We start from the raw sequence: 11,667 nt of genomic DNA on the forward strand, positions 1-11,667 counted from the left end.
GGGGTTGCGCGTTGGGAAATCTTGAGAGAACGCCGACCCCGGGGGGCCACGTGGCCGGAGATCCCGTCGCCCAACCCGGTGGGGTGCCCCGAACCCCCCCCGACCCCGGCCTCCGCGGGGCGGGCCCCCCCCGCCCCCGCGTCGTGAGGGGCACCGCTCGGTGGATTCCTGTCAGAGGCCGTAACCCATGCGCCGGGACAGCTCGTCGGCCGCGACGACGGTCCGTGCGGCGAGCTCGGTGAGACGCTCGCGCTCCAGCCGGTAGGCCGGACCGGAGACGCTGATCGCGCCGATCACCCGGCCGTCGTGCGCCCGCACCGGCGCGGCGACCGCGTGGAGTCCCAGCTCCAGCTCCTCGGCGGCGATGGCGAAGCCCTGTGCGTACGCCGAGTCCAATTCGGCGCGCAGCATCCCCGCGCTCGTCACCGTGTGCTCCGTGAACCGCGGCAGCGCACGGGCGAGCAGACCCTCGCGCAGGGTCACCGGCAGATGGGCCAGGAGCACCTTGCCGCTGGACGTGGCGTGCAGGGGAGTGCGCCGGCCCAGCCAGTTCTGCGCGGTGACGGAGGCGGGTCCGCGGGCCTGCATGATGTTGACGGCCGCGTCGTCGTCGAGAACCGCGATGTTGACCGTCTCGCCCAGTTCGTCGGCGAGTTCACGGCAGACCGGCGCCGCCTCCTGGGAGATGTCCAGCCGTACGGCGGCGGCTCCGGCCAGGCGAAGGATGCCGGCGCCGAGGAAGTACTTGCCCCGGTCCTGCGCCTGGGAGACCAGGCCCCGGTTCTCCAGCACCCCGAGGAGCCGGAACGCGGTGGACTTGTGCACGTCCAGCTCGTCGGCGATCTCGGTGACCCCGACCTCGCCGTGCCGGGCCAGGATCTCGAGAACGCTCACGGCGCGGTCCACCGACTGGATCGCCCCCGCCCCGCCTCTGGGTGTCCGCTCCGGGGTCGTCCCGGTCGGTCCGTCTGTCTCCTCGGCCGGTTCGGCTGCTGTGCGGTCGCGGGTCATAGCTCAACTCTCGCCATCTTGCGGCCCCTTGGGCACGCATCTTCGGGAAGCCCTTGACGCGGCGGGCACCCCGACCGGATTCTGTTGCGCATAGCGCTCCCTCATGCGCCATACGCAACCTGATGTTACCGAAGCGTCCTTCAGATCACTCCTGGACCGAGGGGGGCCCGTGATTCCCGTCTGCCGCCTTGAAGACCTCCCCGTGGGCGAATCCGTCCGGATCGACACCACTCCGCCGATCGCGGTGTTCAACGCCGACGGCATGCTGTACGCCATCGACGACACATGCAGCCATCAGGACGCCTCTCTCTCCGAGGGATGGCTCGAGGGCTGTCTGGTCGAATGCCCGCTCCACGCCGCCTCATTCGACCTTCGTACCGGCCGGCCGACCTGTCTGCCCGCGCGGCGGCCCGTCCGCACGCACGAGGTCGTCGTCGAGGACGGCGTCATCCATGTCCGGCCTGCTGTGAAGGAGGGCACCGCGGCATGAGAACCGTCACCGTCGTCGGCGCCTCGCTCGCCGGCCTGTACGCCGCCCGCGAGCTGCGCGCCCAGGGATTCGACGGGCGGCTCGTGATCGTGGGTGAGGAACCCCACCCGCCCTACGACCGGCCGCCGCTCTCCAAGGACTTCCTCACCGGGCGGATCGACGAGGAGCAACTGGCCCTCTCCGACCCGGAGGAGAAGGCCGAACTCGACGCGGAGTGGCTGCTCGGCACCCGCGCCCGGGGCCTCGACGCCCGCGGCCGCACTCTCCTTCTGGAGAACGGCCGCACCCACGTCACCGACGGGCTCGTGATCGCCACTGGCGCCTCCGCCCGCCGGCTGCCCGGAACCGACGGACTCGCCGGTGTCCACACCCTGCGCACACTCGACGACGCGCGCGCCCTGCGGGCCGCCCTGGCCGGCGGCGGCCTGCGGGTCGTCGTGATCGGGGGCGGCTTCATCGGCGCCGAGACCGCCTCCTCCTGTGCCTCGCTCGGCCACGAGGTCACCGTGGTCGAGGCCGCCCCGCTCCCGCTGCTGCCGCAACTCGGCCCCGAGATGGCCGCGGTGTGCGCCGCGCTGCACCGGCGCGGCGGCACCGAACTGATCACCGGCACCGGCGTGGCCCGGCTGAACGGCCGGGAGTCCGTCACCGAAGTCGAGCTGGCCGACGGCCGGACGCTCCCCGCCGACCTGGTCGTCGTCGGCATCGGAGCCGTACCCAACACCGGGTGGCTCGCCGGCTCCGCCCTTCCGCTGAGCGACGGCGTCCTCTGCGACGACGGCTGCGTCACCGCCCTCCCGCAGGTCGTGGCCGTGGGTGACGTCGCCCGCGTCGGCGGGCTGCGCGCCGAGCACTGGACCAGCGCGACCGAGCAACCCGCCGTCGCCGTACGCAATCTGCTGGCCGGACGGACCGTGGACAGCGCCCGCCCGCTGCCCTACTTCTGGTCGGACCAGTACGGCGCGCGCATCCAGTTCGCGGGGCGCCACCGCGAAGGGGACGACGTACGGGTCGTCGAAGGCTCCACGGCCGAGGGCGGCTTCCTCTGCATGTACGAGCGGGAGGGCCGCACGACCGCCGTCCTGGCCGTCGACCGCCCCCGCCCCTTCATGCGGGCCCGGCGGGAGCTGAGCTCCGCTCAGTCGCCCGACCTGCCCCTGCCCTTCCGTCCCGTGCGGGCGGAGTCCTTGGCCCCGGTCCCCGAGCCGGGGTAGAGGTGATCGACCTCGGGCCTGAGGTCCAGTATGTCGAGGAACTCCGCGAGCTCGGCCGGGTCGGTCGTCCGGCTCGCGACGACCCGACGGGCGGCACGGCGGCGCTCTCCGGGATCCTGCTCCGGCGAACCGTCGTTCTCCTCTGTGAGGTCCATGACGCCGATCCGACCACACCACGGCCCGCCCCGCATCACCCGCCTCCTGTCGGCAGCCCCGTTCAGTGGATGCCGAGGAAGATGGCGCCCGGTGTGTTCAGGTCGTCGTTGTTGAGGTGGAACGCGCGCAGCGACCGGTTGATCTCCCGCTGGGAGACGTACGCGTCGCGGTCCAGGTCGAGCCGTTCGAAGACCGCCGGGCCCTCGTCGCCCGACACACCCCAGACGGCGAGATAGGCGGCGAACTCCTCCTTGCTGACCCGCTTGTCGCCCGTCGTGTCCATGATGCGGAAGATCGCCTCCGCGAGATTCTCGAGCAGCTCGGGGCGGTCGGTGTCGTAGCCCACCGCGCGGTGCGCGGCGACGAACTCCTCCTGGTTCAGCCGGTCCTGCCCGGGCACCGCCTGGGTGAGCAGCCCGAGCCACTGGGACCAGTACGCCCGGCCCAGTGCCTGGATCCGGGGATCGTCCTCCGCAAGCCCGTAGGCGTCGGCGTACGCCTCCACGATCCGCCGGTGGTCGGACCAGGTGACGAACCCGTTCCCGTCGGTGTCCAGGACCGCGAAGAGTCGCAGAAGCCTACGGGTGATCGGATCGAACGTCGCCATTCTTCCGCTTCCTTCCGGTAGTGACGTGGGTTTCGCCGTCCCAGTGTCGTCGCCCGTACGGACCGGGGCACGGCGCAACACCCGCCCGCAGGGCGCGCGAGGGCGTGGCGTGCGTCACCATCGGGTCATGGAACCCGGCCATGAGGTGGGCGACGACGTGCTCCCCGACGTGCCGGAGCTCGTCGCGGAACTGACCTCGCGGGCCGACCCGCGACGCCTGCGGCGCGATGTGGAGTTCCTCGCCGACCGCCCGCGCGGGCGGATCCACGCGCCCGAGGCCATGGTCCGGGCCGAGACCCATGTGGCGGAGGAGCTGGCCCGGGCCGGCTGGCGGACCGAACGGCAGTCCTTCGACGTCCGGTGGCGTCCCGGCTGCACCGATCGCCCCGGCAGTGCGGCGGCACCGCTCCGGTTCCGGCTGCACCGACGGCTCACCGGCGCGAACCTGCTGGCCACGCTCCCGGGGCCGACGGCGAGCGGAGACCGTCCCACCGTCCTCGTCGGAGCGCACCTCGACACCGTCGAGGGAAGCCCCGGTGCCGACGACAACGCCTCCGGAGTCGCCGCGCTCCTCGAGATCGGCCGGCTGCTCGGCGGGCTGCCACGGCCACCTGCGGTCACCCTCGCCTGCTTCGACATGGAGGAGCTGGGGTTCATCGGCTCCCGGGTCGTGGCGCGGGCACTGCGCCGCGGGCGTCGGGTGAGCGGCATGATCTGTCTGGAGTCGGTCGGCTGCTTCGCGACAGGGACGGGAACGCAGGCGCTGCCGCCGGGGTTCGGCGCGGTCTTCCCCCGCGTGGCCGCCTCCGTGCGCGCGGCCGGGCGGCGGGGCGACTTCACCCTCGTGGTCCATCGCCGTTCGTCGGACGCGGCCGCCGCCCTCTGGCGCCGGGCGGCGCGGGCCGGCGAGCCACCGCTGCCCGTCGTCACCCTGCGCGATCCGCGCCCGGACGGCCCGCTGGGAACCCTCGCGGGTCTCGTACTGCCCCCGGTGAACCACCTCGGCCGCAGCGACCACGCCGCGTTCTGGAATGCGCGGATTCCGGCCGTCATGCTCACCAACACGGCGAACTTCCGGAACCCCCGCTACCACCGGCCGACGGACACCCCCGACACCCTCGACTACGACCGCCTGACGACCGTGGCCGTCGCCACCGCCGTCACCGCCGTGTGCTGGAGCCCCTAGGGGCCAGGCCCCTCCCGGATCCCCCTCGGAGGCGGAAACGGCACCGTCGACCTACCGTGGTGAGGAGCGCGATCAAGCCGATCCCCGTTTCCGAGGAGGCTGCGATGGAGCGGCACTTTGTCTGGGTGACCACGCGCCGCATCAAGCCGGGCACCCTGGAGGAGTTCGAGCGGGCCTGGCGCCCCGGCTTCTCCCCCGACGGGCTGCGCCGAGCCCTGGCCTACTGGTCCGAGGACGGGCAGGAGATCACCGGAGTCTCCTTCTGGGACTCGCAGGAGGCCTGCGACGCCTGGCGGTCCTCCGACGCCGAGCGGGAGCGGCGCGAGGTCATGGCGCCGTACGTCGTCCAGGAGACCGAAGGCTTCTACCGGGGCGGCGAACTGACTCTGCCCGCACGCTGACGACCAACGGGTCCGTACGCCGCGACTACGGATAGGTCCGTACGTCGTCGTTGTACTCCCGGGCCCGCTCCCGCACGAGCGCGGGCAGCGTTCCCGACGCCAGGTCCGCGAGGGTCGTGCCCTCCAGGACCTGGCGCAGACTCGTGCGCACGGCCCGCCACACGTCCGGCATGGGCGCGGCGGCGCCCTGGTACTCCAGACCGGTCAGCTTCAGGTCGCGCACGCTCACGAGGGGCCCGTCCATCGCGCGGACGACATCGGCGAGGGTGATCTCCGCGGGGGGTCTCGCGAGGGTGTACCCGCCGTCCGGGCCGCGCACGCTCTGTACCAGCCGGGCCTGGCGCAACTCGCTGAGGACGACGAAGAGGAAGCGGACGGGGATGTCCTGACGGCCCGCGATGTCCTCCGCCTTCAGGGGCCGGTCGGGCGAGCAGGCCAGCTCCGCCATGGCCCGGACAGCGTAGTCCGTTCTTGCTGAGATCCTCACCGCCTCAATGTCTCACGGTTGGCGCGAATGCGATCCGGCGCGGGTCGCGAGGACGTGGCGGGCTTGTCAGTGCACATTGTTCATCGACATAGTGCACTTCACTGTGCAGCGCCCGCCTGGCTCGGAGGTTCGGTCGTGTCCGTGGTGTCCTTGAGGTCCACTCGTCCGCGTTCCACCGTGGCCGTCGTCGGCGCGGGCGCGGCCGGCGCGCTCGTCGCCGTCCAGCTGTGCGAGGCCGCGGCGCGTCGGCGCACACCCCTCGACCTGGTCCTGATCGACCCGGCGGCGGAGGCGGGCCGCGGAACGGCGTACGCCACCGAGGTCGCCGAACACCGGCTCAACGTCCCGGTCGGCGGGATGAGCTGCTACCCGGACGATCCCGGCCACTTCCTGCGCTGGCTCTGCCGCCATGGCGAATCCGCCGTCGCCGCCACCGACTTCGCGTCCCGCTACCGCTTCGGCTCGTACCTCGCCGACACCCTGGGCCGCGCCATCATCACCGCCCACGGCACGGTCTCCGTACGCCGCCTGCGGGCGAGGGCGACGCGCTGCGCCGACACCGCCGACGAGCGCCTGGAGCTCCGGCTCGCCGACGGCGGGACCGTGACCGCCGACACCGTCGTCCTGGCCACCGGGCCGGCCGCAGGCACCGCCGGCTGGGCCACGGACGAACTGCGCGGCTCCGACCGGTTCATCGCCCGCCCCTGGGCACCCGGCGCGCTCGACGAGATCGGCGCGCACGACGACGTGCTGCTGGTCGGCACCGGGCTGACCGCCGTCGACCTCGCGCTCGTCCTCGACCGGCCGGGCCGCACCGTCCACGCCCTGTCCCGCAGCGGCCTGTTGCCCCAACCCCACGCCGTCGCCCCGCTCCCGCCCGTACCGCCGCCGCCGGGACTCGCGGCCCTGCCGCTGCACCACCTGCGCACCGAACTCCGGCGCCATCTGGCCGCCTCGATGCGCGACCACGGCGACTGGCGGCCCGCCCTCGACGGGCTGCGCCCCGGCATCGTGGCGCTCTGGCAGGGCCTCACCGACGAGGAGCGGGCCGAGTTCCTCGACCGCGACGCCACCCGGTGGAACGTCCACCGGCACCGGATGGCCCCGACCACCGCCGAGAGCATCGCCCGCGCCCGCGCCGCCCGCCGCCTGCGGATCCACGCCGGCCGGATCGCCTCGGCCGCGCCCCGGGAGGACGGCCGGCTCGCCGTCGCGCTCGCCGACGGACGGGAACTGACGGTGGCCTGGGTGGTGGACTGCACCGGGCCCGGGCTCCGGATGGACGCCTCGGGCGACCCGCTGTGGGGCGGGCTGCTCGCCGACGGCCTCGCGGCGCCCGGACCGCTCGGCATCGGCGTCGCCACGGACGCCGGCCGGCTGCGCGACACCCACGGCCGCAGCGAGCGGCCCCTGTTCACCCTCGGCAGCCCGCGCCGCGGCGAGCTGTGGGAGACCACCGCCATCCCCGAGATCAGGGCCCAGGCCAAGGACATCGCCGAGGCCGTGCTCGCCCCGCTCACCCGCACCCCGCAGACCACCCGCCGCCGGCCCACCGACCAGTTCGGCCTGCCGCTGTCGACCCATGCCGCCGCCGCGGCCTCCTTCCGCAGTGGACTCGCCCGGGTCGTCACCGTGCGGGCGAAGGCGGCCGAGGCGTTCGCCCGGGCCACCGAGCTCGACCCCGGCTTCGCCCTCGGCCACGCCGCGCTCGCCCTGCTCGGCCACGAGTGCGGCGCGGACGTCGACGTGGACCGGGAACTCGCCGACGCCCAGCGCAGCGCGGCCGAACGCGGCGACGAGCGCGAACGCTCCTTCGTCGACGTCGTCACCCGCCGGGTCCGCTCCCACGACGGCGACGGTGGCGCGGACGGCGACCGGGCGCTCGTCGACCACCTCGACCGCTTCCCCGGCGACGCCTTCGCCCTCTCCACCGCCGTCCCCACCATCGCCTTCTCCGGGGTCGGCGACCTCGACGGCACGCTGGCCCAGCGGCTCGTGGAGCGCACGGCGCCCGCCTACGACGGCCACTGGTTCCACACCTCGCTCCTCGCCTTCCTCCGCCAGGAACAGGGGCGCATCGACGAGGCGGGCGCCCTCGCCCGGGTCGCCCTGGCGGCCGAGCCCGCCTCCGGGCACGCCGTGCACGCCCTCGCCCACGTCCACTACGAGTCCGGCGAGCACCGGGCCGGCCGCGACTGGCTCGACGGCTGGATCGGCGGCCAGGGCCGGGGCGCGGTGCACCGGGCCCACTTCTCCTGGCACGTGGCGCTGCACGAACTCGCCCTGGACGACGCCGAAGCCGTACGCCGCCGCTGGTTCGCCCAGCTCGCACCCCGCCAGGTGAACGGCGTCCGGGCCCTCGTCGACTCCGGCTCGCTGCTGTGGCGCGCCCGGATGTCGCGGAACTGGACGGGCCCCGTCCCCGTCGGCGGGGTACTCGACGCGGTCGCCCGCGATCTGGTCGAACGGCCCGCGACCGCGTTCACCGCCCTGCACAGCGCCGTCGCCCTGACCGCCGCCGGCGATCTGCCCGCGCTCCGACGGCTGCGCACCCACGCCGCCGGCGCGGACGCCGTGCAGCGTGAGGTCATCGCACCCCTGTGCCGTGCCCTCGAAGCCGTCCTGGAGGAGCAGTGGACCACCGCCGTGGAGGGGCTGCGCGGTCTGCTGCCCACCCTCCGTCGGGTGGGCGGCAGCGCCGCGCAGCGCGAGGTCGTCGAGGAGACCCTGCTGTACGCGCTGATGGAGGCGGGCCACAGCGACGCGGCCCGCCACCTCCTGGAACAGCGCCTCGACCGCCGCGCCTCCCCGCTCGACAGCCGACGCCTGACCGACCTGCCCGGGTGAGGGGCCTCAACCCCCCTCGATCAGACGGTGCAGCAATTCCGCGGCGGCGCGGCCGAACGACGGGTCGTTGAGGTGGGTGTCGACCTCCACGACATCGACCGCGCTGCCGCGCAGCCCGTCCCGGACGGCGGTGAACAGCGCCTCGTCCACCGCCGGGTCGTGGTACGGCCCGCCCGGCGCCCCGAGGGTGGAGAGACCGCGCAGCGGCAGACAGAGGGTCGTCGGGCCTGTCGCGGACCGCAGCTTCGCCGCGACGCGCGCACCGAGCTCCGCGCACTCCTCGGCCGTCGTCCGCACGACCGATATCGACGGGTTGTGCACCCGCACATCGCGGTCCAGAACGCGCTCGGGGACCGTGTCGAGCGGCCCGAACTTCACCAGGTCCAGCGCTCCGGGGCTCACCACCTGCGGAAGGCCCGCACGCCCTGCGGCGAGCAACCGGTCGGGTCCCGCCGTCAGGATGCCCCCGAAGAGGTCGTCCGCGAGTTCGCACAGGGTCAGATCCAGGACACCCGCGAAGAGCCGCTGCTCCGCCAGCGATTCGAGCGTCCGCCCGCCTGCTCCGCTGGCATGGAAGACCAGCACCTCGTAGCCCAGCTCGGTCAGCCGCTCTCGCGCCGCGTCGACGCCCGGTGTCGTCACCCCCGCCATGCTCGCCGCGATCAGCGGCCGGCCGTCGTCGACCGCCGGCGGCCGCACGGCCGCGAACCCCCGTGCCATCCCGGCGACGGCGTCGACCGCGTTCGCCAGTATCGGGGCCGACACCCTGTTGACCCCGGCGATGTCGACCACGCTGTACATCATCGTGATGTCCGTGGAGCCGACATAGGGCGCGACATCGCCCGAGGCCATCGAGGAGACCATCACCTTCGGCACCCCGAGCGGCAGTTCCCGCATCGCCCGCGTCGCGATCGACGTGCCCCCGCTGCCGCCGAGGGCGAGCACCCCGTGCAGCCTGCCCCGCTCGTACAGCCGCCGCACCACCTCCGCCGCGCCGCGCGCCATCGCCGTGACGGCCGCGCCGCGGTCCCCCTCGCTCCGTAACCGTTCCAGATCCGTACCCGCCGCCCTGGCCACCTCGGCGCGCGGGACGTCCGAGGGTATCCGCGCCGCACCGATCACCCCCGCGTCGACCACGATGACCTCGACCCCGCGACCCAGCAGCCGTTCGCGCAGCCATCCGTACTCGAGACCCTTGGTGTCCAGCGTGCCCACCAGTACAACGATCGCCATCCCCGTACTGTCCGGCGAAGTCGACAGAGCGACAAGAGAGTGGCTGCCCGACGCCAGACGGCATACTGACCCTCCTTGATCACCACAACGCATCAGGAGGAGTCATGACCGCCAGTTTCAAGACCGTCATCGAGGTGGGCGAGGGCCATCTCGACCAGGCCCGGGCCATCGACCGGACGTTCCAGGACGCGATCGCCCCGGCCACCGTCAACTTCGACTTCGACAACATCCGCCGGGCCGCCGACGCCATACCCGACAGTGCCGTCGTCAAGATGGTCCGTGGCTGGGGACTTCAGGAGCACGCCCCCGTCATGGTCATGGTGCTCTCCCTCAAGGAGGCCGTGCGTCAGGCACTGCCCGGCGAGTTCGCCGACGCCGCCTTCTGGGACACCGTGGAGCGGGAGCTGGCCCACGCGTTCACCGGCCTCGCCGCACAGGAGGGTGAGCCGGGACTCTCGTACTACGCGGAGGAGGCGGACCGCACCAGCTACTACCGGGACCTGTTCTTCGCTCTTCAGGACGAGGAGACCGGTGACCACATGTACGCGATCGCGTTCTGCATCGATGTGACCGTCGGACTGGAGAAGGAGAAGGCCGCCGCCCTGGAGATCATGGACATCGCGCCGTACACGATCCGGCTCAACGCGATCGTCCTGCGCCAGGAGCTGCGCCTGGCGGCCTGACGGTCGCCCGAACGTGCGGTGACCCGCACCGGCCCGCCGTCCCGGGCCGCCCCCGCGGGGAACCTAGACTGCCCGCATGGCGAAGTACTTCGACGTGCACCCCGAGAACCCCCAGCGGCGCACCATCAGCAGCGTGGCCGACAGCATCCGCGCAGGCGCGCTCGTCGCGTATCCGACGGATTCCTGCTACGCGCTGGGATGCCGGATCGGCAGCCGCGACGGCATCGGCCGCATCCGCTCGATCCGCGAGCTCGACGACCGCCACCACTTCACGCTGGTGTGCCAGAACTTCGCGCAGCTCGGCCAGTTCGTGCACGTCGACAACGACGTGTTCCGCGCCGTCAAGGCGGCGACGCCCGGCAGTTACACCTTCATCCTGCCGGCGACGAAGGAGGTCCCGCGCCAGCTGCTGCACCCCAAGAAGAAGACCGTCGGCGTCCGGATCCCCGACCACGTCGTCACCCAGGCGCTTCTGGAGGAGCTCGGCGAGCCGCTGCTCTCCAGCACTCTGCTCATGCCCGGCGAGGACGAACCGATGACCCAGGGCTGGGAGATCAAGGAGCGGCTCGACCACGCGGTGGACGCCGTCCTCGACTCCGGTGACTGCGGCACGGATCCGACGACCGTCATCGACTTCTCGAGCGGCGAGCCGGAGATCGTGCGCAGAGGGGCGGGCGACACCACGCGGTTCGAGTAGCGCGGGGGCGGCATGTGATGATCGCGGCATGACCGTCATACCTGTTCGGCACGGGCTGATCCTGGCCGCGGTGGCCGTCCTGACCACCGGATGCGGCCTGGCGGCCGAGCTCGACCGCGAGGCCGACCCCGGGCGGACCGCCACCCAGGCGGCCCCCGAGCCGTCGGTGCCCGAGGTGCCCCTGGCCCCGCCGGCCGAACCGCCCCGTCCCACGTCGACGGAGGGCTGCCCGGCCACCGGCGTCAAGGTGTGGACCGGCATGGTCAACGCCGCCATGGGACTGCGTTCCATGCCGGTGACGCTCACCAACTGCGGAGCGGGCGAGCAGCGGTTGAACGGTTATCCGGACGTGCGGGTGCGGGACGTGAACCGCGAGCGCATGGACGTCACGGTCCTCAAGGGCGCGGGGCCGATCACCACGCTCGACGACCCGGGCGCGCACCCGGTGACGCTGAAGCCCGGGGAGTCCGCACGCAGCGTCTTCGTCTGGCGCTACTCGGCCGTCGACGCGGCGACGCAGCGGGGGAGCGGCGTGTACGTGGAGATCGGCCCCGTCGCCGGGGTGGCCCGGCAGACGGTGGAGCCGGAGGGCGGCCTCGACATCGGCGAGACGGGCATGCTCGGCACGACGGCGTGGGAGAAGGTCGTGGACTGA

12 protein-coding genes are annotated in these 11,667 nt (G+C 73.1%); 8 read left to right on the forward strand and 4 right to left on the reverse strand.

What is annotated here, in order from left to right; genetic code table 11:
• Positions 1-171: 171 nt before the first annotated feature.
• Complete coding sequence (locus ACFC0D_RS07880; RefSeq protein WP_376432452.1) at positions 172-915, reverse strand: IclR family transcriptional regulator; 744 nt, start codon at positions 913-915, stop codon at positions 172-174.
• Positions 916-1,180: 265 nt separating this feature from the next.
• On the opposite strand from ACFC0D_RS07880, the gene ACFC0D_RS07885 reads away from it, so the two are divergent.
• Complete coding sequence (locus tag ACFC0D_RS07885) at positions 1,181-1,501, forward strand: bifunctional 3-phenylpropionate/cinnamic acid dioxygenase ferredoxin subunit (RefSeq protein ID WP_376432233.1); 321 nt, start codon at positions 1,181-1,183, stop codon at positions 1,499-1,501.
• A complete protein-coding gene (locus tag ACFC0D_RS07890; RefSeq protein ID WP_376432235.1) occupies positions 1,498-2,715 on the forward strand; it encodes an NAD(P)/FAD-dependent oxidoreductase in 1,218 nt (405 codons plus the stop codon). The genes ACFC0D_RS07885 and ACFC0D_RS07890 overlap by 4 nt, the downstream gene beginning before the upstream one ends.
• Before the next feature lie 217 nt (positions 2,716-2,932).
• Here ACFC0D_RS07890 and ACFC0D_RS07895 read toward each other — a convergent pair whose 3' ends face one another.
• Positions 2,933-3,478 carry an EF-hand domain-containing protein gene (locus tag ACFC0D_RS07895; protein ID WP_376432237.1) on the reverse strand — a complete coding sequence of 182 codons (546 nt, stop codon included), beginning with the start codon at positions 3,476-3,478 and terminating at the stop codon, positions 2,933-2,935.
• A gap of 127 nt (positions 3,479-3,605) precedes the next feature.
• Here ACFC0D_RS07895 and ACFC0D_RS07900 point away from each other — a divergent pair, with 127 nt between their 5' ends.
• Both ACFC0D_RS07900 and ACFC0D_RS07905 read left to right on the forward strand, forming a co-directional pair.
• Complete coding sequence (locus tag ACFC0D_RS07900) at positions 3,606-4,664, forward strand: M28 family peptidase (protein WP_376432239.1); 1,059 nt, start codon at positions 3,606-3,608, stop codon at positions 4,662-4,664.
• Between the two features lie 104 nt (positions 4,665-4,768).
• Positions 4,769-5,065 (forward strand): antibiotic biosynthesis monooxygenase family protein, encoded by a 297-nt coding sequence (locus ACFC0D_RS07905; protein WP_376432241.1) that lies wholly within the window; start codon positions 4,769-4,771, stop codon positions 5,063-5,065.
• A 25-nt stretch (positions 5,066-5,090) separates the two neighbouring features.
• Here the strand turns inward: ACFC0D_RS07905 and ACFC0D_RS07910 are convergent, their stop codons facing one another.
• Positions 5,091-5,552, reverse strand: coding sequence for an RrF2 family transcriptional regulator (locus ACFC0D_RS07910; RefSeq protein ID WP_376432243.1), 462 nt, complete (start codon positions 5,550-5,552; stop codon positions 5,091-5,093).
• Between the two features lie 150 nt (positions 5,553-5,702).
• Between ACFC0D_RS07910 and ACFC0D_RS07915 the strand changes: the two genes are divergently transcribed.
• Complete coding sequence (locus ACFC0D_RS07915) at positions 5,703-8,399, forward strand: FAD/NAD(P)-binding protein (RefSeq protein WP_376432245.1); 2,697 nt, start codon at positions 5,703-5,705, stop codon at positions 8,397-8,399.
• Positions 8,400-8,405: 6 nt separating this feature from the next.
• Here ACFC0D_RS07915 and ACFC0D_RS07920 read toward each other — a convergent pair whose 3' ends face one another.
• The gene (locus ACFC0D_RS07920) at positions 8,406-9,632 is read right to left on the reverse strand and encodes a Tm-1-like ATP-binding domain-containing protein (protein ID WP_376432247.1); all 1,227 of its coding nucleotides are present in this window, start codon (positions 9,630-9,632) and stop codon (positions 8,406-8,408) included.
• Positions 9,633-9,736: 104 nt separating this feature from the next.
• Here ACFC0D_RS07920 and ACFC0D_RS07925 point away from each other — a divergent pair, with 104 nt between their 5' ends.
• The 3 genes from ACFC0D_RS07925 (at position 9,737) to ACFC0D_RS07935 (ending at position 11,667) form a co-directional block, all read left to right on the forward strand.
• On the forward strand, positions 9,737-10,315 hold the full coding sequence (locus ACFC0D_RS07925; RefSeq protein ID WP_376432249.1) for a Type-2Aa cytolytic delta-endotoxin: 579 nt from the start codon (positions 9,737-9,739) through the stop codon (positions 10,313-10,315).
• 76 nt (positions 10,316-10,391) lie between these two features.
• A complete protein-coding gene (locus ACFC0D_RS07930; protein WP_376432251.1) occupies positions 10,392-11,012 on the forward strand; it encodes an L-threonylcarbamoyladenylate synthase in 621 nt (206 codons plus the stop codon).
• A gap of 28 nt (positions 11,013-11,040) precedes the next feature.
• Positions 11,041-11,667: a DUF4232 domain-containing protein gene (locus tag ACFC0D_RS07935; protein ID WP_376432253.1), complete on the forward strand. Its 627-nt coding sequence runs from the start codon at positions 11,041-11,043 to the stop codon at positions 11,665-11,667.

The organism is Streptomyces sp. NPDC056222, from assembly GCF_042264065.1.
Taxonomy (GTDB): domain Bacteria; phylum Actinomycetota; class Actinomycetes; order Streptomycetales; family Streptomycetaceae; genus Streptomyces.

Bases quoted from the DNA above. Each gene is read 5' to 3' on its own strand.
- ACFC0D_RS07890 (WP_376432235.1), top strand. From the start codon at position 1,498: ATGAGAACCGTCACCGTCGTCGGCGCCTCGCTCGCCGGCCTGTACGCC.
- ACFC0D_RS07895 (WP_376432237.1), bottom strand. From the start codon at position 3,478: ATGGCGACGTTCGATCCGATCACCCGTAGGCTTCTGCGACTCTTCGCG.
- ACFC0D_RS07900 (WP_376432239.1), top strand. From the start codon at position 3,606: ATGGAACCCGGCCATGAGGTGGGCGACGACGTGCTCCCCGACGTGCCG.
- ACFC0D_RS07905 (WP_376432241.1), top strand. From the start codon at position 4,769: ATGGAGCGGCACTTTGTCTGGGTGACCACGCGCCGCATCAAGCCGGGC.
- ACFC0D_RS07920 (WP_376432247.1), bottom strand. From the start codon at position 9,632: ATGGCGATCGTTGTACTGGTGGGCACGCTGGACACCAAGGGTCTCGAG.
- ACFC0D_RS07925 (WP_376432249.1), top strand. From the start codon at position 9,737: ATGACCGCCAGTTTCAAGACCGTCATCGAGGTGGGCGAGGGCCATCTC.
- ACFC0D_RS07930 (WP_376432251.1), top strand. From the start codon at position 10,392: ATGGCGAAGTACTTCGACGTGCACCCCGAGAACCCCCAGCGGCGCACC.
- ACFC0D_RS07935 (WP_376432253.1), top strand. From the start codon at position 11,041: ATGACCGTCATACCTGTTCGGCACGGGCTGATCCTGGCCGCGGTGGCC.